This window comes from Undibacterium sp. JH2W, from assembly GCF_049340425.1.
Taxonomy (GTDB): domain Bacteria; phylum Pseudomonadota; class Gammaproteobacteria; order Burkholderiales; family Burkholderiaceae_D; genus Undibacterium.
The window spans coordinates 39629-63834 of the sequence record NZ_JBMPOT010000025.1 but is presented as its reverse complement, the minus strand read 5'-3'; the positions used below and the strand labels follow the sequence as shown (position 1 = coordinate 63834).

The 24206-nt window shown below is 50.6% G+C and carries 19 protein-coding genes and 1 riboswitch; of the genes, 8 read left to right on the top strand and 11 right to left on the bottom strand.

The window, feature by feature from the left end:
- Positions 1–148: 148 nt before the first annotated feature.
- Both nrdR and glyA read right to left on the bottom strand, forming a co-directional pair.
- Positions 149–601: a transcriptional regulator NrdR gene (gene nrdR, locus ACO0LC_RS26455; protein ID WP_423008812.1), complete on the bottom strand. Its 453-nt coding sequence runs from the start codon at positions 599–601 to the stop codon at positions 149–151.
- A gap of 114 nt (positions 602–715) precedes the next feature.
- Positions 716–1966: a serine hydroxymethyltransferase gene (gene glyA, locus ACO0LC_RS26450; RefSeq protein WP_423008810.1), complete on the bottom strand. Its 1251-nt coding sequence runs from the start codon at positions 1964–1966 to the stop codon at positions 716–718.
- Positions 1967–2055: 89 nt separating this feature from the next.
- Positions 2056–2192: riboswitch (ZMP/ZTP riboswitch) on the bottom strand.
- 197 nt (positions 2193–2389) lie between these two features.
- Here glyA and ACO0LC_RS26445 point away from each other — a divergent pair.
- The 7 genes from ACO0LC_RS26445 (at position 2390) to ACO0LC_RS26415 (ending at position 11388) form a co-directional block, all read left to right on the top strand.
- Complete coding sequence (locus ACO0LC_RS26445) at positions 2390–3142, top strand: SDR family NAD(P)-dependent oxidoreductase (RefSeq protein ID WP_423008808.1); 753 nt, start codon at positions 2390–2392, stop codon at positions 3140–3142.
- The gene (locus ACO0LC_RS26440) at positions 3139–3720 is read left to right on the top strand and encodes a hypothetical protein (protein WP_423008806.1); all 582 of its coding nucleotides are present in this window, start codon (positions 3139–3141) and stop codon (positions 3718–3720) included. The genes ACO0LC_RS26445 and ACO0LC_RS26440 overlap by 4 nt, the downstream gene beginning before the upstream one ends.
- Positions 3721–3773: 53 nt before the next feature.
- Positions 3774–4172 (top strand): tol-pal system-associated acyl-CoA thioesterase, encoded by a 399-nt coding sequence (gene ybgC, locus ACO0LC_RS26435; RefSeq protein WP_423008804.1) that lies wholly within the window; start codon positions 3774–3776, stop codon positions 4170–4172.
- Between the two features lie 62 nt (positions 4173–4234).
- On the top strand, positions 4235–4930 hold the full coding sequence (tolQ, locus tag ACO0LC_RS26430; protein ID WP_423008802.1) for a protein TolQ: 696 nt from the start codon (positions 4235–4237) through the stop codon (positions 4928–4930).
- A gap of 9 nt (positions 4931–4939) precedes the next feature.
- Positions 4940–5389, top strand: a complete 450-nt coding sequence (locus ACO0LC_RS26425) for an ExbD/TolR family protein (RefSeq protein ID WP_423008800.1) — start codon at positions 4940–4942, stop codon at positions 5387–5389.
- 10 nt (positions 5390–5399) lie between these two features.
- On the top strand, positions 5400–7241 hold the full coding sequence (locus ACO0LC_RS26420) for an autotransporter assembly complex protein TamA (protein ID WP_423008798.1): 1842 nt from the start codon (positions 5400–5402) through the stop codon (positions 7239–7241).
- 1 nt (position 7242) lies between these two features.
- Positions 7243–11388: a translocation/assembly module TamB domain-containing protein gene (locus ACO0LC_RS26415; RefSeq protein ID WP_423008796.1), complete on the top strand. Its 4146-nt coding sequence runs from the start codon at positions 7243–7245 to the stop codon at positions 11386–11388.
- 82 nt (positions 11389–11470) lie between these two features.
- Here the strand turns inward: ACO0LC_RS26415 and ACO0LC_RS26410 are convergent, their stop codons facing one another.
- From ACO0LC_RS26410 to ACO0LC_RS26375, 8 genes are all read right to left on the bottom strand, one after another.
- Entirely contained in the window at positions 11471–14323 is a 2853-nt protein-coding gene (locus tag ACO0LC_RS26410; protein WP_423008794.1) for a M16 family metallopeptidase, read from the bottom strand.
- Between the two features lie 136 nt (positions 14324–14459).
- On the bottom strand, positions 14460–15251 hold the full coding sequence (locus ACO0LC_RS26405) for a hypothetical protein (RefSeq protein ID WP_423008792.1): 792 nt from the start codon (positions 15249–15251) through the stop codon (positions 14460–14462).
- 130 nt (positions 15252–15381) lie between these two features.
- Positions 15382–15897: a DUF2867 domain-containing protein gene (locus tag ACO0LC_RS26400; RefSeq protein ID WP_423008790.1), complete on the bottom strand. Its 516-nt coding sequence runs from the start codon at positions 15895–15897 to the stop codon at positions 15382–15384.
- Positions 15894–16280 (bottom strand): DUF6463 family protein, encoded by a 387-nt coding sequence (locus ACO0LC_RS26395; protein WP_423008788.1) that lies wholly within the window; start codon positions 16278–16280, stop codon positions 15894–15896. Before ACO0LC_RS26395 ends, ACO0LC_RS26400 begins: the two co-directional genes overlap by 4 nt.
- Positions 16270–17616 (bottom strand): ABC1 kinase family protein, encoded by a 1347-nt coding sequence (locus tag ACO0LC_RS26390; protein WP_423008786.1) that lies wholly within the window; start codon positions 17614–17616, stop codon positions 16270–16272. The genes ACO0LC_RS26395 and ACO0LC_RS26390 overlap by 11 nt, the downstream gene beginning before the upstream one ends.
- Positions 17613–18356 (bottom strand): TetR/AcrR family transcriptional regulator, encoded by a 744-nt coding sequence (locus tag ACO0LC_RS26385; RefSeq protein WP_423008784.1) that lies wholly within the window; start codon positions 18354–18356, stop codon positions 17613–17615. The genes ACO0LC_RS26390 and ACO0LC_RS26385 overlap by 4 nt, the downstream gene beginning before the upstream one ends.
- 295 nt (positions 18357–18651) lie before the next feature.
- Positions 18652–20910: a helicase C-terminal domain-containing protein gene (locus ACO0LC_RS26380; RefSeq protein WP_423008782.1), complete on the bottom strand. Its 2259-nt coding sequence runs from the start codon at positions 20908–20910 to the stop codon at positions 18652–18654.
- The gene (locus ACO0LC_RS26375) at positions 20907–22604 is read right to left on the bottom strand and encodes a VRR-NUC domain-containing protein (protein ID WP_423008780.1); all 1698 of its coding nucleotides are present in this window, start codon (positions 22602–22604) and stop codon (positions 20907–20909) included. The genes ACO0LC_RS26380 and ACO0LC_RS26375 overlap by 4 nt, the downstream gene beginning before the upstream one ends.
- A 186-nt stretch (positions 22605–22790) precedes the next feature.
- Between ACO0LC_RS26375 and ACO0LC_RS26370 the strand changes: the two genes are divergently transcribed.
- The gene (locus ACO0LC_RS26370; RefSeq protein ID WP_110257271.1) at positions 22791–23156 is read left to right on the top strand and encodes a hypothetical protein; all 366 of its coding nucleotides are present in this window, start codon (positions 22791–22793) and stop codon (positions 23154–23156) included.
- Between the two features lie 95 nt (positions 23157–23251).
- Here ACO0LC_RS26370 and ACO0LC_RS26365 read toward each other — a convergent pair whose 3' ends face one another.
- Positions 23252–24199 (bottom strand): restriction endonuclease, encoded by a 948-nt coding sequence (locus ACO0LC_RS26365; RefSeq protein WP_423008778.1) that lies wholly within the window; start codon positions 24197–24199, stop codon positions 23252–23254.
- Between the last annotated feature and the right edge of the window lie 7 nt (positions 24200–24206).

Below are 24206 nucleotides of genomic sequence, written 5' to 3'. Positions count from 1 at the left end.
TTTCGCTAGCTCTTTGGCCAGCGCCTGCAGTTTGCTTCTTTCCATGGCGTTTGTCGTCATTTTGGCAATTCCTCATTATAGGAGGTTCATCTACCAGAATTACTTACACACTTTTATTTACAGGCTCGATAATCTTTAACTTTGTGTTTCAGTTCTTCCTGACTTCTTGTATCGCCTCGGCAAACTCGGATACATCTTCAAAGCTTTTGTAAACAGAAGCGAAGCGGATGTAGGCGATTTTGTCGAGGCGTTTCAATTCGCGCATGACCAGTTCGCCCAGGTGACCGGACATGACTTCGCGCTCTCCGCTGGACAGTAATTTCTCTTCTATTCTTTGTATGGCTGTCTCAACTGCTTCGGCAGATACCGGGCGCTTGCGCAGGGCCAGCATGAGGCTGGCGCGCAGTTTTGCGGTTTCATATTCTGTGCGGCTGCCGTTTTTCTTGACGATGACAGGCATCACCAGTTCTATACGCTCGTAGGTAGTAAAGCGCTTGTCACAGTCTGCACAACGGCGGCGGCGGCGTATCACATTACCTTCTTCTGAAACGCGGGTGTCGATGACCTGGGTATCATCGTTGTGGCAAAAAGGGCATTTCATGGCGTATGGTGCTCCGTTAGTTTTCTTATAGTTGACTGATACAAAAAAAGCCACTCGAGCGAGTGGCTTTTTATTGTGCTACCTGATACTTAAGCCTTGCTTCAGTTGAATCTCTTAAGCTTGATACACTGGGAATGCATCTGTCAATTGTTTGACTTCAGCCTTCACGCGTTCTATCGTCGCCGCGTCATGAGGATTGTCGAGTACGTCAGCAATCAGGTTACCTACTTTGACAGCTTGCTCTTCCTTGAAACCACGTGTAGTGAAAGCAGGGCTGCCGAGACGGATACCGGAAGTCACCATCGGTTTTTGCGGGTCATTAGGAATGCCGTTCTTGTTGCAAGTCATGTGGGCAGAACCCAGTATGGCTTCGGCTTCTTTACCTGTCAGGTTTTTAGGACGCAGGTCTACCAGCATGACGTGAGATTCGGTGCGGCCAGAAACAATGCGCAGGCCACGTTCAGTCAAAGTGTTTGCCAGAGCAGCAGCGTTCTTGACGACTTGTTCCTGATAAGCCTTGAACTCTGGTGTCAGTGCTTCTTTGAATGCAACTGCCTTACCAGCGATGACGTGCATCAAAGGACCACCTTGCAAGCCTGGGAAAATCGCAGAATTGATCTTCTTGGAGATTGCTTCATCATTCGTCAAAATGATGCCACCACGTGGGCCGCGCAGGCTCTTGTGGGTCGTTGATGTAACAACGTCAGCAAAAGGTACAGGGTTAGGATAAACGCCAGCAGCGATCAGGCCAGCATAGTGGGCCATGTCAACCATGAAATAAGCGCCAATTTCTTTGGCGATTTTAGAGAAGCGTTCAAAGTCTATGCGCAGCGCAAATGCGGAAGCGCCGGCGATGATCAGTTTAGGTTTGGTTTCACGCGCCAGTTTTTCCATGGCATCGTAGTCGATATCTTCTTGCTCATTGAGACCATAAGACACTACATTGAACCATTTGCCAGACATGTTCAAAGGCATGCCGTGGGTCAGGTGACCACCTTCTGCCAGGCTCATGCCCATGATGGTGTCACCTGGGTTCAGCAGAGCAAAGAATACCCCCTGGTTGGCTTGTGAGCCAGAATTAGGCTGTACATTGGCGAAATTGGCATTGAACAATTGCTTCAGGCGGTCAATCGCCAGTTGTTCGACCACATCCACGTGTTCGCAGCCACCATAATAGCGCTTGCCTGGATAACCTTCGGCATATTTGTTGGTCAATTGGGAGCCCTGAGCTTCCATGACGGCTGGGGAACAATAGTTTTCAGAGGCGATCAACTCGATATGCTCTTGTTGACGGACGTTTTCTTTTTGTATCGTAGCAAACAGTTCTGGATCTACGTTGGCGAGAGTATGATTTTTTGCAAACATGGCGGTTCCTGATTATTCCTGTTAATAAACAATGATTGTTGTTAATGAGGTGTCTGAAACGGATAGGGGCAGCCTCATTGCTTTTACCATCAGGCTACCCAGGCGCACGGCTGGAGTCAGTTTGACTCCGAAATCTCACGCTTCCCGATGGATCTCCATCTTGGGCCAGGATGCTTGCCCGTCTAACAGGGCAGATATGGCCACTTCGCCAGTCACGTGAGATGAAATGGTGCAAGGATTTTACGTGATGGCGTTTGAATCGGCAAGTAGCAGCATCGCTATAAAAAAATTAATTTTCGCACAAGTAAATATTATGAAATTTTTAGCACTTAGGTATCGAACGGCAAAAGCACTTAAAATAGTATGCAATAGGCTGTTAACATCAGCTAGGCATATTACCTACAAAAATTGAAGGAATTCAGCATGATCGTATTGATTACAGGCGCAAGCTCAGGTTTTGGTGAAGAAATGGCCCGCAAATTTGTCCACGAAGGACATAAAGTCATTGCTGCTGCCCGCCGCACGGATAGGCTCGATGCATTGAAAGCGGAGCTCGGTACAGCTTTATTACCAGTGACACTGGATGTGACCAGCAAAGACTCTATCCAGCAGGCTTTGGCTGGCTTGAGTGCGGAATGGAAAAATATAGATGTGCTGGTCAATAATGCTGGCCTGGCATTGGGCACTGAGCCTGCACATCTGGCTTCCCAGGATGAATGGGACACCATGATAGACACCAATACCAAGGGCCTGGTCACGGTTACCAGAGCCATTTTGCCGGATATGGTGGCGCGTGGCACCGGCCTGGTCATCAATATCGGTTCTGTCGCCGGCGAAACCCCTTACCCTGGTGGTAATGTGTATGGTGCGACCAAGGCTTTTGTCGAGCAATTTACCCGTAACTTGCGCGCAGATCTGGTTGATACAGGGGTACGTGCCACCAATATCGCTCCTGGCCTGTGTGGTGGCACTGAATTTTCCAATGTGCGCTTCCGTGGCAATGATGAAGCTGCAGCCAAAGTATATGAGGGCACAGTGCCATTGACAGCGGTAGACATCGCCGCAACTGCTTATTGGATAGCGACTCTGCCAGCGCATGTGAATATCAATCACATAGAGATGATGCCCACTTGCCAGGGTTATGGCCCTCTGGTCATCAAGCGCACTACTGCGTGAGCTTCAAGCAGTTTTTGAGTTGCCTGATTTTCTCTTGTTTGCTGCCAGCTACTGCGTCAGCAGCCAATTTACGCCTGTCGCCGGACTTGAAAGAAATCATCGAATGTGACTCAGGTACAGGCGGAAAAATCACGGTCTTGCGTCATCATGAGATATACCATACCCATGTTTACGTGTTGCGTCAGCATGGGAAAACGGCTGGTGTTTATCCTGGTGAAGAAGATAATTCAAGAGGGAGCTTGGTTTCTGTTCAATGTCTGGGCAGTAAAGAGCGACTACTGCTGATTTCCGGCGAATTTACATCCAATTACATGCAGGGCCTGCTATTTCGATATCAGCCGGCCAGAAAGAAATGGGAGCGCCTGGAGTTTGCCGAGCGGGAGCGTGCCAGTTTGCTGTATCTCAAGCCTGAGCAAATGCGATTGGTAATCCCCAATGGTGGGTATGAAGCGGGTAAATACATTGTCGTGCGCAAGTTTAATGGCAAAGCAAGAGATAAGCGCAAATTAAGTGATGACATGCCCAAGGCCAGGGGATGGCAAGTCCTGCCTATCCAATACCCTGGCGGACTTGAGTGACAAAGAGTAAATGTATCCCCTTAATAGCTGGAATAGCTGGTAAAGTTTATACTATGAAAACAGAATTTGTATGGCCAGTCAGGGTCTACTATGAAGATACCGATGCGGGCGGCATCGTTTTTTATGCGAATTACCTGAAATTTTTCGAGCGTGCCCGCACCGAATGGTTACGGGCAGCTGGCGTCAACCAGCAAGAGATGGCAGATGAACATGGCCTGATGTTTGTCGTCAAAGCCACTGCAGTCGAGTATCATGCTCCCGCCAGACTTGATGATGAACTAAGCTTGACCGTCGTGGTCGAAAAACTGGGCAGAGCTTCTGTACAATTTGTGCAAGAAGCCCGGTGCGGTCAACGTTTGCTGGCCTCAGGCAAGATCAAGGTGGGCTGTGTCAGCAAGGCAGAAGTCAGGCCAGCGGCTATCCCTGCTGAAGTGCTGGCAAAGATAGGCTGAGTTTATTTTTATTTCAGGGCTGCAACAACATGCCCGGTGTTTTGTTTTTGAATTGATTCAATATGAATGTTACCCAAGACCTCTCATTTTTAAGCCTGATCACAAATGCCTCTGTTCTGGTGCAACTGGTCATGGCCCTGTTACTCGGCGTTTCATTGACGAGCTGGACTTATATCTTCAGCAAAATGTTCGCCATTAAAAAAGCCCGTGGGCAAACTGAAGAATTTGAACGCAATTTCTGGTCTGGCGGCAATCTGGTTGACTTGTATGCGGCGGCGACCAATAGCCGTCGTACGGGCCGCGACACCAGCGGTGCGCTGGAACGTATCTTCGAAGCAGGCATGAGTGAATACCATAAGGTCAAGACCGCCAACAAGGCGACGCTGGATGCCGGTGCCATGCTCGATGGTGCGCGTCGCGCCATGCGTGCTTCTTACCAGCGTGAAATGGATTTGCTGGAATCGCACCTGTCCTTCCTGGCTTCCGTCGGTTCTGTCTCTCCTTACATAGGCTTGTTTGGTACAGTCTGGGGCATCATGAATTCTTTCCGCGGTCTGGCCAATGTGCAGCAAGCGACCCTGGCTGCGGTAGCCCCGGGTATTGCCGAAGCCCTCATCGCCACTGCAATAGGCTTGTTTGCTGCTATTCCTGCTGTGCTGGCCTATAACCGTTATTCCCACGATATAGACAGACTGGCGATACGCTTTGAAACCTTCATCGAAGAATTCTCCAATATTCTCCAGCGTCAATCACGCTAGGGCGAGGGAGTGAGCATGAGTACCCTGCGTGGCGAACGTAAACGCAAATTCAAGGCAGAAATCAACGTCGTTCCCTATATCGACGTGATGCTGGTGTTGCTGGTGATTTTCATGGTGTGCGCACCGATGACCAATCCCAGCGTCATCAACCTGCCTACGGCCGGGCAATCTACCCAGCCACCCTCTGACTATATAGAAATCACCTTGCGGCCCGATGCTGCATCGACCATCAGTATCAATAGCAAGGCCGGTAACAATGGCAATAACCGTCAGGAAAGCAAGGAAGAAGCTAAAGACCGCAAACAGTTGATGCAAAAGCTGCGCGAATATCATGATGCCAAACCCGAGCTATCTGTATTGGTATCTGCTGACAAAGGCATGATTTATGATGAGGTCATACAAGTGATTTCAGAAGCAAAAAAGCTGGGTATCAGTCGCGTTGGTCTGGCGACCAAGTGAGTTTTCTCAGATGCAGATAAGACTGCGCTCTTTATTGATGTTGATCTGTGCTGGTCTTTGCAGTGCAGGGGCGGTGAGGGCGCAGACTGAAACACCTGCCAGCACAGAACTGCCAGCTTCCGAAACGGATGGCGAAGCCAATACCACCAATACCAAGACCAGCAGCGGACGCTTGCAATTACAGGCTGCCAAATCGCATTGGGCAGATTTGCTCAAAGAACATATCCCTGAATTCGCCAGCAATGTCGAGGCACAAAATATCACTCCGGCCTTGATCAGGAGATTACGCCTGGATATCAGCAATATCATGGTGACCGAAGGCTATTTTTCACCGCTAATCCAGTTTGATAATCCCGACCAGTTAGCGACGACAGGAAATAAACTCATCCACGTCACAGTCGAGGCTGGCCCGCGCACCATCATAGAAAACGTCTCGCTGAAAGTACAAGGCCCCATGGCAGATGCCATTGATGCTGGCGACAAGGCGCTCATCAAAAGGCGGCGCGCCATGCAGGAAGACTGGGGCCTGGCAGTAGGTCAGCCATTCCGTGAGGCTGACTGGTCAGATTCCAAGACGCAAATGCTGGAGAGCCTGCGGGCGGATGCCTATGCTGCTGCCAGCATGACCAACAGTGAAGCAAAAATAGATGCTGATGAGCATAGTGGCATCCTGCAAGTCGAAGTCGATAGTGGCCCGGTATTTACCCTGGGTGAATTGCGTGTCACAGGTTTGCAGCGCTATCCATCCTGGTTGATAGATCGTTACCAGCCTCCTAAAAAAGGGGAAGTGTATTCACGCTCGCGCTTGCTGGATTTTCAGCGCAGCTTGCAAAACTCGGCTTATTTTGCGACTGTGGCGGTAGGCATTGATCCTGACCCTGACAAAGCCGATGCCATACCAGTGGACGTGACAGTGCTAGAACGCCAGGCCCGTGACTTGAGCTTTGGCCTGGGTTATAGCACCAATACCGGCTACCGTAGTGAGATTGCTTATCGCGACCGCAATATACTTGACCCGGCCTGGGATTTGCGCAGTGCCCTCAGGCTGGAGCAACGTCGACAACTGGGTTATGCAGATATTTACCTGCCACCGAGGGAAAGCAATGTCCTTGATTCTTTTGGGGTGCTGGTAGAGCGCGAGAATATTGCCGGTGTGCGTTCAAGCCGTAATGCTCTCGGCGTCAAACGTACCAGCACTCGTGGACATCTGGAGCAGCGCCTGGGCTTGAATATGGTCAGGGAAAAAATTGCTTCAGAGGGCGAAGCGGAAGAAGTCAGCAAAGCCTTGGTTGCCAGCATAGGCTGGACCTGGCGTGATGTTGACCAGGCCTTGGATCCACGCAAAGGCGAGATTTTGCAATTTGATCTTGCAGCCTCGGAAAAAGCTTTGTTGTCTGACCAGCGTTTCATACGCAGCTATGCGAAATATCAGCGCTGGATACCAGTTCGCAAAACCGATACCGTCATCTTGCGTGCAGAACTTGGTGCCGTTTTTTCCAAGGATGAAGAAGGCATTCCTGAAGATTACTTGTTCCGCACAGGCGGCAGTACGACAGTGCGTGGTTATGGCTACCAGACTCTGGGCATACAGCATATAGGCAGCACCCGTGGCGGGCGTGTCATGGCAACGGCCAGCGCAGAATATGTACACTGGCTGAACCAGTCCTGGGGCGCGGCCACCTTCCTGGACGTGGGTAATGCGGCAGACAACTGGCGTGAATTGAGCTTGAAGCAAGGCATGGGAGTAGGTGCCAGGTATAAGACCCCGGCAGGTCCGATCGCGCTAGACCTGGCCTATGGTCGCCAGACCAAGAAAGTGCGCCTGGATTTCTCCATCGCGATTGCGTTCTAAGATGAGCACAGAAGAAAAACAAGTCGAACAAAAACCAGCCGCGAAAAAAAAACGGCACCCTTTGTCACGCCTGTTTTTTTTCATAGTGAAGCTTGTATTGCTGCTTGTCGTCTTGTGCAGCATCGTACTGGTATGGGCTTGCAAGACTGAAACCGGAACACGTAGCCTGTTCACCCTGGCAGAAAAATTGAGTGCAGGCAGCCTCAAGTTTGACGGCGTGCAGGGTACGATAGGCGATGAACTCAGGCTTGAGCAATTCAGTTTCATCTCCCATGATTTGCATATAGATGCCAGCACGGTTGCTTTGCAATGGCATCCAGCCGCATTGTGGCAAAAGCAGGTGGATATTACTGCGCTGGAGATAAGCGCACTGAACATAGCCAGCCGTCCAGGCAAACAGGCTGCCAGCGTGCCCACAGACTTGAGCCTGCCTGTAGGCGTGAATGCACCCAGGTTGGCACTGGGACGCTTGCACATCGCAACATTGAGCGAGCATGGCAAACAAGTAGAAAACTTAAAACTCAGCGCGCTGACAGGCAGTTTTGCCTATCAAAACCAGCAATTCAAAGCACAGGCTGCAGCAAGCAGCCCCTGGGGTGATTTAAAGGCTGTGGCCGACATGGGCAGTCTTAGCCCATTCAAACTGAATAGCCAGTTGAGTCTGCAAGGCCAGGTCCAGGAAGGGATACCGCCTGTCATCTTGCAAGGCAAAGTCTCTGGTAGCTTGCATGATATGCAAGTGGCAGTAGAGGCTGCCCTCGATCATACCGCCGACAAAACTCTGCAAAATAAAAACCTGCAAGGTCATGCCAAGGCTGGTATCAGCGCATTTACTGCGCCCTATGTCAAAGAGCTGGATATCGATGTCCAGAATTTCGATCCATCTGCCTGGCAGGCGGGCGCACCGCAAGCAAACTTGCGCATATTGATGCAATTAAAACCAGTCGGTGAAGACAAGAAAAAGACGGCGGCATTCGGTTTGGCTGGCCCCATTCAGATACACAATGCTCAGGCTACCAGCATAGACAAGCATGGTTTGCCAGTGCAGTCGCTGACCACCAGTTTATTCTGGCAAGGCCAGCACCTGAGTTTGAAAGACCTGGCAGTGCAACTGGCAGGTAATGGCAAGTTACAGGGTGATGCAGACATCAACTGGCAAGCAGCGCAGGTGCAGGCAGATTTAAAACTGAACCTGGTGAACATAGACTTGCATCAAATTGATCAGCGCCTGCATGCCAGTAATATACAGGGCAAATTCTCTGCGCAGACAGCCAGAGATAAAAGCATCAATCTGCAAGCACAATTGCAAGATACCCGTGCCAGCCTGAAAGCAGAAGCCAGTTACCATCATGAGAAACTGCTGCTGGATTTGCATAAATTTGAGTTGCAAGCTGAAGACGCACATCTGCAAGGCGCGGGTGATATCAGCTTTGCGGGCAAGCAGGCATTCAAGCTCAAAGCCAGCCTCAAGGACTTTGATCCGGCACGCTGGGTAGCGACACCTGCTGGTCGTATCCAGGCAGAATTCAGCGCCTATGGCCAACTCTCGCCGCGCCTTGATGTGCAAGTCAGCTTGCAGCAATTGCAAGGGCAATATGCCGGGCAGACTGTGCAAGCTGGCATGGATGTGCGCTGGCTGCAAGACCAGCAAATACAGGTCAGGCAACTCGACCTGCATCTGGGTAAAAATACCCTGACAGGGCAAGGCAGTTGGGGTGGCGCAGATGACGTTTTAAAACTCAATCTGGATGCCCAGGACCTGAGTCACCTGAACCCCTTGCTCAGCAATTGGCAACTGGCCCTGGGCGGCAATATGAAAGCCGATGCCACTTTACGTGGCCGTTTCAATGAACCTGCAGGCAATCTTGAAGCTCTGGCACAACAAGTCAGTATCAAGCGTGGTGGCCAACAATTCAGCATAGCGCGCTTGAAGTCCAGCCTGAATCTTGCCAATGGTGCCAAAGGACAATTTGACGGCGAGATTGTGGCCCAGCATGTCGGCGGTGATTTGCCTGCATTAAGTAGCGCGGCCAGCACTACCAACAACAACCCAGACAAGCTCGAGCAACTGAGCTTGAAATTACAGGGTAGGCGTGACGCGCATAAACTGAGCCTGGAAACCATCTTTCCTGGCAAACAAACACTGAGCCTGGTCGCCAATGGCAGCATGCAGTCGGATGCGAAAAACGACACTGCCTGGTCATGGAATGGCCAGTTGCAGGCCTTGAATTTAAATGGCCAACCTGATTTGCGCTTGCAAAGTTCGGCACCCTTGCAAGTATCTGCACAATCGGTGCGCCTGGGCAGCCTGTCAATACAAAGCACACTAGGCAAGTTGAAACTTGATGAACTGGAATGGACACCTGCCGCACTTAAAACCAGCGGACAGCTCAGTGATGTCCATGTGCTGGAAATCGCTAATCTGGTTTACCCTCAGCATGCCGTCAGCGGCAATCTGCGCTTGAACGCGCAATGGAAATTACAATTAAAAGACAGTGCGCAAGGCGAGATCAAGTTGCAGCATCAAAGCGGTGATTTGCGCTTTAATGATCCAGAAGGCACAGGTACTTCAGTGGCTCTGGGCATACGGGATGTGCAATTGCAGATGAAGCTGGGTGGCGTGGTCCCCGGTAGTGCAGGTGATAATGTGAGCCTGAATTTGATGGCAGACGGTAGCCGTCTGGGGCAATGGCAAGTCAAGGCCAATACCCAGCTCAGCAAACAAAATGATGCCTGGACCATACTGGCAAGTGCCCCCTTAAACGGACAGGTCACGGCAGCCGTGCCCGACTTGCAATGGCTGGGGCCTTTCATCAATCCTGGCCTGGTATTGAAAGGCAAGCTGAATGTCGATGCCCGTCTGTCTGGCAGCATAGGCAAACCTGGCTATCTGGCCAACCTGGCCGGACGTGAGATGGAGATCGCTTTTGCTTCCGAAGGATTATTATTGCCAAACGGCAGCCTGGATGCGCAGATAGAAGACAAGCATCTGAAAGTGACGAACCTGCAATTCTCCAACACTGTCACCAATATGCCGCGCCATGCACAATTCCGCGATGAAAACTGGATAGGAAAAAAAGGCGAATTCAAAGCCAGTGGCGATATCGACATGGGCAAAGAAACTGGCAGCATACAGGCACAGTGGAACCAATTCCCACTCTTGCAACGCAAGGATAGATGGCTGGTGGTTTCCGGCCAGGCGAATATCGTTGAAGCCAATAATATCTGGAGCCTGACCGGCAAGGTACTGGCTGATGGCGCCTACTTCAAGTTACCTAAATTGCCACCTCCCAGCCTTTCCAGTGATGTCGTGGTGATACGCAAGACAGATAAGGCCGTGGCGAAAGCTGCAGAAGCAGACAGTAACCGTAAAGGCTTGAAAACCCGCGTCGATGTCAGTTTTGACATGGGGCCACGTTTTGTTTTCGTTGGCCGTGGCCTTGATACTGGCCTGGAAGGTAGCCTGCGCTTGCGTTCCAGCGATGGCAGCCCCTTGCAGGCAAATGGCTCAATACGCACCGTGAAAGGGGCGTATGAAGGCTATGGCCAGCAATTGGCCATAGAGCGTGGTATCTTGAATTTCCAGGGGCCGCCATCCAATCCAGGCTTGAACATACGCGCCTTGCGCAAGGGTTTGCCGGTTGAGGCAGGCGTGGAAGTTGTCGGTACTGTCAGTGCACCACAAGTCCGCCTGGTGTCAGAACCTGCCGTGCCAGATGCAGAAAAACTCTCGTGGCTGGTATTGGGGCGTGGTTCGGATCAGCTCGCCAGTGGCGATGCCTCGTTGCTGATGTCCGCTGCCACAGCTATCTTTGGTGGCGATGGCAGCCGCAATGTGCCACGTGACATAGTGCAAGGCCTGGGCTTTGACGAATTCTCCATAGGCTCGTCATCGAATGGTTCCTCCAGCCGTTTGCCCGGGCAAACCATCGCCGGTTCCACAGGCACCAGCAATGCCACTACTGACCAGGTTGTCAGTGTCGGCAAGCGCCTCATGCCTGGTCTGGTATTGTCGGTAGAGCGCGGTTTGTCAGACGCCAGTGGTGGCATCAAACTCAGTTGGCAGTTGACGCGCCGTATCAGCATCATAGGCCGTACCGGCACTGAGTCAGCGGTGGATGTGAATTACACTTTCTCTTTTAATTAGCACCATATTAATAGCAAGCTGATAAGATCAAGGGGAGCTCATCTTGCTACAGATGAGCTCCCCTTGATGGTGATGGCGGGTCTTATTTACTTTCTTGTTTTTGCTCAGGATACATGACGATCTGCGCATAATTCTGGAAGTTGAAATAACGCTGGGCAGCTTCCTTGATTTGTGCCGGTGTGATTGCCTTGATGCGTTTTTCTACCGTCAATATAGACTCAGCTTCAGTCTTGTAATAAATGGCATTTTGCAAGTGATTCAACCAGTTCTCATTGCTGAGCAATTCTTGCTGGTGCTCTTTTAACCAAGACTGCTTTACCTTGTTCAAGTCTTCCACTTGTGGGCCAGATTGCTGCAACTTTTTGATCTCGGCAAACAGGGCTGCGATGACCTTGTCGACATTCTCAGGGCTACAGGGCAATTCTGCATCTATGCTATATCTATCCTTGGGTATGCGTTCAAAAGAACCACTCATGCCGCCGCTGTAAATCAAACCCTGTTTTTCGCGCAACACATCAATGATCTTCAGGTTCAGAATATCCACCATGGCATGGAAGCGGCCATTTTCTTCCCGTGTATAAGTCGAAGGTCCGTTGAAACTCAGTACTACGGTACTCTTCTCTTCATTGCCAGCGCGCACTTCTTTCTTGACCACCCCCTGTACCGGGTCGATATGCAAGTCCTGATAGGTGGTTTTGATATCCGTGTTTGGCAAGCTGCCCAGATAAGTGGCGATCAGCGGTTTGATTTTGTCCAAATCAAAACTGCCAACGAAGATGAAATGCATATCCTTGGCGCTGCCATAGCGTGACTGATAAATCTCCATGCTGCGGTCTAGCGAGATCTTGTCAAAATCCTCAACCCTCGCCTGATGTGGCACTCGTGGATTATCTTTATAGATCGTCGTTGTAATTGCTTCAGAGAAGACCGCTTCAGGACGCGCCCAGTTATTCCTGGCCATTTCCTTTTGTGCGCTAATCAGGGTCTGGAACATCACCTCATCCTTGCGTGGAGCGGTCAGGCGCAGATACAGTAATTGCAGCATGGTTTCTATATCGCTGCTGCTCGACGCTCCGCCTATGCTCTCAGAATAATTGTCCATGCTGGTTCTGACATTGGCGGATTTGCCTGCCAGTGTTTCCTGCAAGTCCTTTTGGCTGAAATTAGCCATGCCCATGCCCCATACTACCGGATTGCTGTAATAACTATTGAAATAGTCAGCATCGGCGAACATAGACAAACCGCCAGCGCGGCGTGCACTCATCAGGACTTGGTCATTCTTGAAATCCGTTTTCTTCAGCGTGACTTTGACGCCGTTGGATAAAGTCAACTCCACCAGGCCGAGTAGCTTGTTTTCTTTATCATCAACGATCTTCCCAGGTTTGGGCAGTGTCGTCATGAGGTTTGCCGTGGCTACTTTTTCTACTCTGGCTTGCACGGTTTGTTGCTCTGCCTTGGCAGCCATGCCCAGCAAATCTGCAGTACTGGGTATGGCTTCGCCTTCCTTGTTTGAACCCACATAAAACATCAGTTTGACACTGTCATCCGGCGTCGCCTGTCTGGCGAAGCGGTTCATTTCTTCCAGCGAAATACCGTCGGCGAATTCCTTGAAATACAGGTATTCATTCTTGATGCCAGGTATAGGTTCATTTGTCAGGAAATTGCGTATATATTCTGCAGCAAAAGTGGCAGAGTTGGATTTGCTGCGCTCGTTGAACATGCTCTCATATTCACGCGCTTCAATTTTTTTTGCACGCTCAAATTCGGCAGCTGTAAAACCAAATTGACGTATGCTGTTTTTCTCTTGCATCAGGGCATCCAGGGCTGGCTGTATGCCTGCCTGCGACAACATGGCAGTCGAAATAAAAGAATCATAGCCTGCCACCACCTGTTCGTTGCCGGCAGACGCACCGAGGAAAGGTGGTTTGGCCTGCTCAGTCAGGGCACCCAGGCGGCGGTTCAGCATGGATTTGTAGAAGCCGCGGATAATATCCTGACGGTAGTCGGCAATGACATCATGTGCAGGCTGTTTTTCCAGAGGATAGCGCAGCATCAGCAAATTATTGCCAGCTTCCTTGTCAGTAATCACCATCGCCTTGGATGCGGTATTCTTGGGGATATTGATTTCTGGCCTGGCGCGCTCAGGCTGGGGATTTTGCAGGCCTGAGAAATACTTGCGCAGCATTTTCTCCGCTTCTGCTGGCTGTACATCACCAATGACCACGACCGCCATCAAGTCTGGCCTGTACCAGTCTTTGTAAAAACGGCGCAGCGCATCATGCTTGAATTGCTTGATGGTGTCTTCCTTGCCTATGGGCAGGCGCTCGGCATATTTGGAACCATTGAATACCTCAGGCAGCAACTGGCGTGTCATGCGGTCACTGGCACCTTTGCCCAGGCGCGCTTCTTCCAGAATAATGCCACGTTCCTTGTCGATATCGATGCCTTTCATTTCCACGCCTTGCGCCCAGTCGGCCAGTACCTGAAAACCTGTTTTCAGGTAGGCAGGTTTGTCGGTAGGGATGGGCAGGATATACACGGTTTCATCAAAACTGGTGTAAGCATTCAAGTCAGCACCAAATTTCACACCTATGGATTGCAGGTAAGAAATCAGTTGATGCTTTTTGAAATGCTTGGAACCATTGAAAGCCATATGCTCAGTGAAATGCGCCAGGCCTTGCTGATCATCATCTTCCAGCACCGAACCGGCTTTTACCACCAGACGCAGTTCCACTTTCTTGCGCGGCGTATCGTTCTTTTGGATATAGTAAGTCAGGCCATTTTCCAGTTTACCCATTTTTAAATCAGGGTTGATCGGTATGGGGTCGTTCAGGCGTATCTCTGCCAGGGCTGGCAAGCTCAAGGGCAGGCTGATGGCTAGCAAAACCAGGCTGGCGATCAGTCTTTTACCCGGTGTGGATGATTTTATGGTCAAAGTAGGTAGGGTATTCGGCATAAATAGCGGTGCAGGCTAGATAAAAATGCCAGTGTACCCTGTTGGCGAGATACAGGTGGAACGGGCTTTGTATCGATTTGCTACAAAAAGCGTCTGGTCGGCAGATACCAGATGCTTAACCACCACAACCTCCGCCACAGCCACCACCGCAACTGCTGCCGCAGCCAGATCCGCCCCCATCGCAGCCACCGCTGTCGGCGCTGCCGCCACCGCCACAACTGCTGCCGCCACATGAAGAACCGGATTTGGCTGCCTGTGCTTGTTTACTCAGCATCTCTTCATAAACCAAAGCTGTTATCAAGCCGGCGGCCAACAGCTGGCTGGCGTCAAAGCTCGCGGGGTAGTGGGGTTTTCCTATAGCCACGCCGCGTGCGTTCATATTTTGAAAGCCTATATTAACGGTATTGGCGAAGTAGGCATAACCGTTGGGCATATGCAATTGGCGGTCCAGGGCAAACAGGCGAGGGACAGACGGCCTGCCTGGCCATATACCTTCTGCTCTTTGCGCAGTGACCAGACAATTGGCCAAGGCGACGTCGATACCGCTAGCCATATTTTCTGCTTCCACATGCGGTATCGTGCTACCGAAATGCTTGCCACAGAAGTTGTCCAGATTGATGGAAGACCAGCTGTTCCAGGCATGCCAGACAGAGTCTGCTGCCTTTGAAGGCAGGGCACAAGCCAGCTTGCTGCGGCTGATGCAACTGAAAAACATCATCAAACCTTCTGCCGCACGGATAAAAAAAACGGCATCACTAGGGATGCCGGGAAATTCAACTTTTGCTGTTGCCTGCCAATGCAAGAATACTGCATTCGGTATATCAACCAACTGACGCCTGTAGTCGGAAAATTTAGTAATATTCCTCGCCCGCATCATTTGGTATTTTTGTTTTAATTTACTTAACATCGTCTTTAATCTCCTTTTCTCTTTTGTTTTGATGATTTCATCTTAGAGAGGATTTATGACAAATGCATGACAAAAATGATGAGGGGAAATACGTATATGGCTTAGCTCCAACTTAATAGAAAATTCTGTTTTATGCCCTGGCTAAAACTGCAGGTGCAATAACTTTGTGCGCTGGCCCCACAAAAAACATATACGCTCGGCCCAGATTATTATGCACATGTACCACGGTGCTGAGTGCAATAAAAGCCTGGCCATCTCGGTTTTGTTTGGATACCGATACCTTGACATCCAGATGCTTGTCAGAATCGCAGAGTATGACTTCCTCATCTGACTTGTACACCAGAGAAAATATACCCGCCTTATCACCTACCTGGTAGGTTTCTGGAGGTTTGCTCTTGTCCATATTCTTCATCCTGCCCACATTTTTTAAGCCAAATAATGTCACCACGCGATTACGTATGCCCATCAAGGCATTCACCCAGTCTGGCGTTTTAGCAAAAGTATCCATATAGATTTGCATGGCGCTCAAATCTTCATGAGGGAAGGGCGTTTGGTAGCAGTCGTAAAAATAGGCACCGGGCACATCTTCAGCGATTTTGCTATTGGCTGGGATTGCGGTTTCTTTCACTTTGGAGTTCATGATCATGTTGTCACCGGGCTGAATGTGAAGCTACGGAATATCAAGGCGAACGCTGGGGGAAATGCCAGCCAAAAACCAGAGTTGGGCATGAGTATGACGCCGACCACGCTGAGTAATAAAATGCTCCAGTCCAGCTTATTGCTAGTGTCGAAATTACCTGATTTTTCCAGACGCGTAATCGCCGCGCCCAGCATCGCGAGAACAGGCCCGAATAGCAGAAACCAGACAGCCAAACCTATCATAGGATCTCTGCCTACCGAATTGAACAATCCTTTTTGCCACATCCTGATGAATACATCACCAAAAAATATACCCGATGCAATGGTATGCAAGCCTGCGACGGCAATCAGCCAATAGCCAGTCCATGGTTGGCCAGATTTAGTGTTCATTTGTATTTCTCCCTTTGGTCCAGGCTATTTCGGTGTTGACGACAGCTCCCATTCTCCTGAGCATATTCATCAGCCCCAGGTAGGCGCGATCAAAATAAGGTACATCTTCATGCCAGCCCGCCAGGATGCCTGACAGCAGCTTGCTATGTTCTGCGTTGATGGTCTTGGGGTAGGGCGATTTATTGCTGAAGTCAAACTGGCTGCTTTGAAATGCTTCCATCTTCCAGGCATGCAAGTCGGCAAGTGCAGTCATGACGCTATGATCAAATTCATCTTGCGTGACTGCATCAGAAAACAGGCCCAGATCGATATAAGCCAGGCGCAAGAGGCGATTACGCTCCACTTGATCCTTCATCAAAAGGGCGTGCCAGCTACCTGCCATGGCATGACAAAAACGATAAGACATTTTATTCGTACAACCAAAGTCCAGCACCGCCAAACGCCCATCTGGCATGAACAAAAAATTACCAGGATGCGGGTCTGCATGCACGCGGCCCAGTTCACAAACGCTGTACCAGAACCAGTCAAACAGCAATTGCCCGAAGTGATTGCGCTGGGCCTGGTCAGGCGCGGTTGCCAGCCAGGCATCCAGGTGAAGGCCTTCGATTTTTTCCATCGTCAAGACCCGCGCGCTTGACAACTCGTCCAGGCATTTGGGAATGACAATGCCAGGCAAATTCACATTGGCATGAAACCAGGTAAGCTGCATGGCCTCGTGCTCATAATCGAGTTCTTCTCCCATCTTGACTTCCAGCTCACTCATAAAGCGGTCTATGACCTCTTTGCGCGGCAAGATGGTGTTACCTATGGCCAGGGTCTGAAAAATGCCACGCAACATACGCAAATCACTGCCTATGGCAGAGGCTATGCCAGGGTATTGCACCTTGACGGCCAGTTGCTGGCCATCAGCCAGCTGTGCATGATGGACCTGGCCCAGGCTGGCTGCGGCAAAAGCATGCGCATCAAATTGCGCATACAAATGTTCTGGCGCTTTGCCAAATTCACGTTGAAAGACTTTATGTATCAGGGCGCGATTCAAAGGCGTGACCTGATGGCAGCCTTTGGCCAGTTCGCGGCGTATGCCTTCTGGTAAAAAATCGGCTTCCATACTCAGCAACTGCGATACCTTGAGGGCACTGCCTTTTAACTGATTGAGTGCCTTGAAAAGTATGCGGCCCAGCTCGGCTTCATGCCTTTCTTGCGCAGCCTGCTTGTCATCATCGCTGCGCAACATCTGGCGCGCCTTGTGTCTCAGCTTGCTGGCTCCGGCATGTGCCAGAGCCAGGCCAGTGATGGTGCTTCTACCCAGCTTGCTGGCTGGTGGAGCCTTGTTCATCGCGCATCCCCCAGGCCACGTCCCAATCCATTCTGCACGAGCTTGACCATCTCCAGCAAACCAGAGCCATTTTGCATGATACGCGACAACTGGTTGCGCAGCATGAAGCTGGCCAGCTCAGATACTTTATTGACGATGCCACTCTTCAATGCCAACACCAGTATCGCCAGCGTCATATCCACCAGTTGCGTGGTATTTGAAAATTCGTCTGACTCATCCTTGAGCCAGTAGGCGATGACAGCAAACAGATAATCACCAAACAAACCACTGATCAGATTCTTGAAATCGCAAGGCGCAATGTCACCACGCTGTTCTGCCTCTTCCAGCAAGTTAAGAATTTCCAGCTTCAGGGTTTGCTGGCCAGGCATATTGTCACGCATCATCAAGAGCGGCGATTTGCCAAAGATATCGCGTGTGATTTCTACAAACTCACGATCACCCAGTAAAAGCTCCAGCAAGGCATCGACCAGTCTTTGCAGTTTTTCTTGCAGGGTGAACTCGTCCCAGCCCGGCGTTTCTTGCGCCACTTCGAGAGTGATTTCTATGCTTAGCTCATAATAAGCCAGCAGGATTTTCTCCTTACTGGGGAAATACTTGTAGATCGTCGCATCACCTATACCCGCCTCACGGGCAATCTGCTTCATGGTTGCGGCGTCATAGCCTTTTTCCGTAATCAGATCAACGGCAGTACGTATCAGCGTGCGCCTAGTTTGCTCTTGCTGGGACTTGGAAGTTTTCATAATCGAGACCAACTTCTATAAAAATGGTGATTGAGTTCCATTAATATATACATTGTTTCGTTAAATAACAAGGTTTACTTGTTTAATGGAGGGTTTGTGTTGATTGTGGGCGGGGCGAGGTGCAAGAGACGTAGGTTGGGCTACGCTTCACCAGCCCAACACTCAGCGTTTAAATAGCGTATACGTTTGCAGAGGCCCAGTGTTGGGCTGATGCCCCGTAGCCCAACCTACGAAGGGTAGCCTAGCGAGGCCCGGCCCAACCTACGAGAAGCCCAAACTACAAGGCACGATACAGCTACCTCACCGCCCACCATCCCGGCAACAAAGCCCGCACATCCCCACGCGCAAAGCGGTCATCAATCAAATACACCACACCCTTATCATCCGTCTGCCGTATCACCCGCCCCGCAGCCTGCACCACCTTTTGCAAACCAGGGTAAAGATAAGCATAGTCATAACCCGCCCCAAAAATCTTATCCATGCGCAGCTTGATCTGTTCATTGATGGGATTGAGTTGCGGCAGACCCAGCGTAGCAATAAAAGCACCAATCAGCCGCGCACCTGGCAAATCTATACCCTCACCAAATGAGCCACCCAGAACTGCAAAGGCAATCCCCTGGCTATCCTCAGTAAATTGCGCCAGGAAATCTTCACGATCCGCTTCATGCATACGCCGGGTTTGCAAACGCACAGGTATATCAGGATGCGCATTGATAAAGCTGCGACTGACCTGTTCCAAATAATCAAAGCTGCTGAAGAAGGCCAAGTAATTGCCAGGCTGGGTCTGATATTGCCACGCCATCAACGCGACGATGGGTGCAACTGAACGCGCACGATCGGCATAGCGGGTTGAGACACTATCCACCACATGCACCTGCAACTGATCCGCAGAGAAGGGCGACTCCACGTCCACCCAGGCCGTGCCCTCTGGCAGGCCCAGAGTATCGCAATAATAATTCCAGGGGCTGAGCGTGGCTGAGAACAAGGCCGTCGTATGGCTGGCCGCAAAACGTGGTGTCAAAAAAGCTGCGGGCACGATATTACGTATGCATAGCGTCGATGTACCATGCGCTTTGCTAATATCAAACAGTGAGTGATCAGCAATGCTTTCTGCCAGACGGATGAACAGCAATGTATCCAGGTAAAACTGCTGTAAATCTGGTGCCAACTGACTGGGGTTGTCAGAAAAATAAAGCCCAATTTCTGTACAAAGCCGCGTCAATGCAGCCTGCAGTTTTTCAGGTATTTCTGTATGGGCCTGGTAATCAGCTTCCTGCTCTTTTTCTAGTTGCAGCCAAGCGCGATATAAGCTGTCCAGAGGTTTTTTGAGAGCAGGTGGCGGAGCTTTTCTTAAACGTTTCAGGCTGTCACGCTGCAACTCTGCGCTATACATTTGGCGCGCCCGCGTCACCATATTGTGCGCCTCGTCCACCAGCACAGCGACACGCCAGTTGTTGACTATCGTTAAGCCATGCAGCAAAGCGTAGAGATCAAAATAATAGTTATAGTCACCGATGATGACATCGGCCCAGCGTGCCATTTCTATGCCCAGATAATAAGGGCAAACCTGGTGTGCCAGAGCGACACTGCGCAAGCCTTCTTTATCCAGCAATTGCTGCTCAACCGCGGCAGCACGCGCAGCAGGTAGACGATCATAAAAGCCCTTGGCCAGCAGGCAGGCATCACCGTGACAAGCGGCCTCCGGGTATTCACATGCCTTGGTTTTTGCTACCAGCTCCAGCGTGCGCAAACCCAGGCTGGGCGTACTGTTTTGAATATTGCCCAGCGCATGCAAAGCCAGTTGCCGCCCCGATGTTTTTGCCGCCAGATAAAAAATCTTGTCCAGCTTATGCTCTGCAGCAGCCTTTAACAGGGGGAACAAAGAGCCTATGGTTTTGCCTATACCCGTCGGTGCTTGCGCCAGCAGGCAACAGCTGCGCTTGCTGGCCTTGTACATCGCTTCAGCCAATTGCCTTTGCCCTGACCGGAATGTCGCATGCGGAAAAACCATATCCGTTAAAGCCAGATCCCGCGCAGCACGATGTACCACTTCCTGCTCTGCCCAGGCAATAAAGCGGCCACACAGCAAAGCAAAAAAATCTGACAATTCAGCAGCCAGCAACTCTTGCTGCAACACCGTTTCTTTCTGGCTTTGTATATTGAAATACACCAGCGCCACACTAATCTTTTGCAAGCCCAGTTTCTGGCATAGCAAATGCCCATACACCTTGGCCTGTGCCCAATGCAGATGCCTGTGATTGTCTGGCATGGCATGCAAATCACCCAAGTAAGTTTTGATTTCTTCTATTTGCTGCAAGTCAGGGTCATAACCGTCGGCGCGGCCACGCACATGCAAGCCGCCATGCTGGCCTTCCAGCGTCACTTCACGCTCATAACTGCTGTTTCTGCGCAAGGCCACCGTCGCATGCCCGGCCATGCCTTGCTCGGCTGTGGGGGAGGGGGTAAAACGCAAATCCAGATCACCTTGCTTGGCCGTGAATTCACACAGGGCACGTACAGCGACGGTATAGCTGCCGGTGCTTACGGTGCTCACTGTTCAGCCTCTTGCCATTCCAGGTAACAAACAGCCACCGGCATATCATGCTTGGCACAAAAGTCCAGCCAGCGTTTCTGGTTATCCTGCAACTTGTCGCCCGGCCCTTTGACCTCTATCATTTGATAACGCTGCTCTTGCGGCCAAAACTGTATCAAGTCAGGAAAGCCATTGCGGTTGGCACGTATGTCGAGCAAGATGCGCTCGAAACTATGCTTCAAATGCTGTGCAGGTATGCAGGCCAGCGCCATCTCCAGCAAATCTTCTGATAGAGCACTCCAAAACACAAAGGGCGATTGCAAACCAGACTTGGCCGCATAAGTTTGCCGTATGGTCTGGCGATAAGCTCCCGTGTCCAGTTGCGCAAAACAGGCAGCAAAATCATCCGCCCGCCGCGTCTGAAAATCGGCACTCAATAAATCCGCAGGCCCACGCTGGAAGGGGTGAAAAAACGCCCCCGGTATCGCCTTGAAAATCACAGGCCAGCACAACAAGCCAAACAGCGAATTGATGAGCGCATTCTCCACATAAAACACAGGCGCATCATCTGTATGCAAATGGTCACGCACTACATATTCGACCACATAATCTTCTTGCGGGAAGGGCAGGCGCAAGCCCAGTTCTATCGGCGGCGTACTAGTCACTTTGGCGGCTTTGGCTAACCCCAGCTTGCGGGCAAGTCGCGGCTCAATACGCCTGATCTGCTGATGTTCTGCCTCACTCTCAGGCGCTTGCTGCGCCAGCGTCAGCAAATCATAGGCAGCCTGCGTCTGCTCGCTTTTCTCCAGCACACGTATAGCCCGCAAGCGCGCACCAGGGTAAGTGCAGCCCGCATACACCTGCTGCGCCAGCGCCCAGTCTTTTTGCTTTTCCAGGTATTCACCAATCTGGTACAGCAAACGGTTACGGCGGCTGGCAATCCAGGCATTGTCCATTGCATGCAAATCTGTCGCAGCCAGTTGCGCCAGCACCTCAGGCACAGGCTGCTCCGCATGAAAAGCCTCACGACAGACATGCAAAGCCAGATAAGCCTCAATATCCGCACGACAGCCAAAGCCACGCGAGGCTGCAGAAAACTCCACCTTCTCATACTGAAAAATACCCAGGTCAGACAACACAAACTCAGACCAGTCTTGATACAGATTGCCAAAAAATAGCAAACGCAAACGGTCACACAAATCCTTGTTCAGCACCTGGTAAGCCACATCATCCACAGAATCGGAACACCAGGCAGAAAACGCCTGGCTACTCGTATGCCGCAAACCAAACAATCCCAGTTGCTCAGGCTTGGGCAATTTCTTTTCAGCAGGCGTCATCGCCAACACCAGCGCCAGCTCAGGTTTTTGCAGCAAATCAAACAAGCCAGCAATATCGAGCTCAGGATCAGCCTGCACCCAGCCCACATCCACCAGCGCCTGCATGGCTGCACAGGTATCACCAATCTCGCCATACACCAGCTTGCTGGCCCTGAACACGCAACCCTTGCGCATCACCATCCGCACAAACAAAGCCCGCGAGGCCTGCGGCAGGCTGCCAAACTGGGCTATAAACGCCTGCTCATCACCAGCCAATAAATCCGCATACCGCCCGCCCACCCAGTCCAGCACGGCCTGAAAGTTTTCAAGGTAATAGAAGGGATTATCCAGATTGGCAAGCATGGGACAGGGCGCACGTTTAAATAACTGTATATGCATACAGTTTAACGCAATGTATGACGGACAGTAAACCAACGAAGCTAAAAGCCTGGCTTAAGGTTTACAATAACGCCTTGAAACTCCTTCCCCTTCAAGGGGAAGGCAGGGATGGGGATGGGTTTTCATCGCAGACCCAGTAGCAATTTAACCACTGAACCCCACCCAAACGCCAAAGAAGACAAAAAAATGAACAAAGCCGAAGCCATCCAAATCGCTAACGATTCCCTGCAAGCCAACGTCCTCAACGAAGGTAACACCCAATTCTCCCAAGTCGTCCGCTACGGCAACGACGAAGGCTGGTGGCTCAACATCCCCCTGACCAACTTCAGAAAAGAAAACCACTTCCTTATCTGCAGCGAAAAAGCCAAAATCATCCGCCACTTGATGATCAAAGCTAACAACATCCTCAGCCCCGCCACCAAGTTCCGCGTCAAAGACGGCATCGCCGACATCTTCATCTCATCCGCCAACCCCAAACGCCTGACCGATGTGCTGCAAGGTGGTAGCAAGTACAGTTTTAATAAGCATTTGGTGGATGAGCATAGGTATTGAGGGGGGAGGACTTCATAAGATCCATGCTCTCCTCCTTACTTGTGGAATGTGCATGGAAGAGCAATACCAGATCGCTGGCGGTTGATTAACTGAACTTACACATTCTCACCCTCAAAGTAATCAGAATCTATACGTTTTAGTTCAAACCGGCTGACTGATGACACCCCGACATTGTGGTCAACCATGAACGTGGCCAATTGTTCACCAGTAATAAGGATGATCTTGGATGCAATGCTATTGGCGTATTCTTCTGCCTCTTTTGAAAAACTGGAAGTCGTAATGAACACGCCCTTATTGGCTCGCTGGCCTAACAGTGCTCCTGCAAATTTTTGAATATCGGGGCGACCAACCGTACCTTCCCAGCGTTTTGCCTGAACATAAATTACGTCCAGGCCCAGTTTATCTTCTTTAATCATGCCATCTATGCCGCCGTCACCACTGCGGCCAATTGCTTTTCCTGCATCCTGCCGAGAGCCACCATAGCCCATGCTTACTAACAGATCGATAACAAGGCGCTCAAAAAAAGCAGGGGATGAAGCTTTGACCTGCTCAAGTAATTCAGACTCCAGATTGTTTCGCAAACGTTGATAGGCTTGCGTAAATAATTCCTCTGGTGTTTGCTCTGCTTGTTCTATTGCCATATTTGCTATCCCGCTATTGATTGGTAGCAGCGACGCATTGGCAGGTTTGTCTTCATTCCGCCTTAATTTAAAAGCGAGATATTCGGGGTATTTTTCGAGGACTGAATTGTCTATTCGATTCGGATTGCTGGCTAACAATTCTTTTCCTCGGGTCGTAATCATGAAAAAACCGCGTTTTCTTGATTCAAGCAGGGCTGCTTGTTTTAAATAGGTTCTAGCCCATCCAACCCTGTTATCAAACAATGGCGCTGTCCCGCTCGGCAGCATGGTGTTGCGCTCTTCGTCACTGATAGTAAACTCCAGAGCCAGTTTTTCTACTGCATCACGAAACCGATGCTCTTCTTGATCTGCTGCAATGCGCAGTAAAGGCAGCATCAGTGTTTGATAGTCAGGTATAGTCATAATAGAA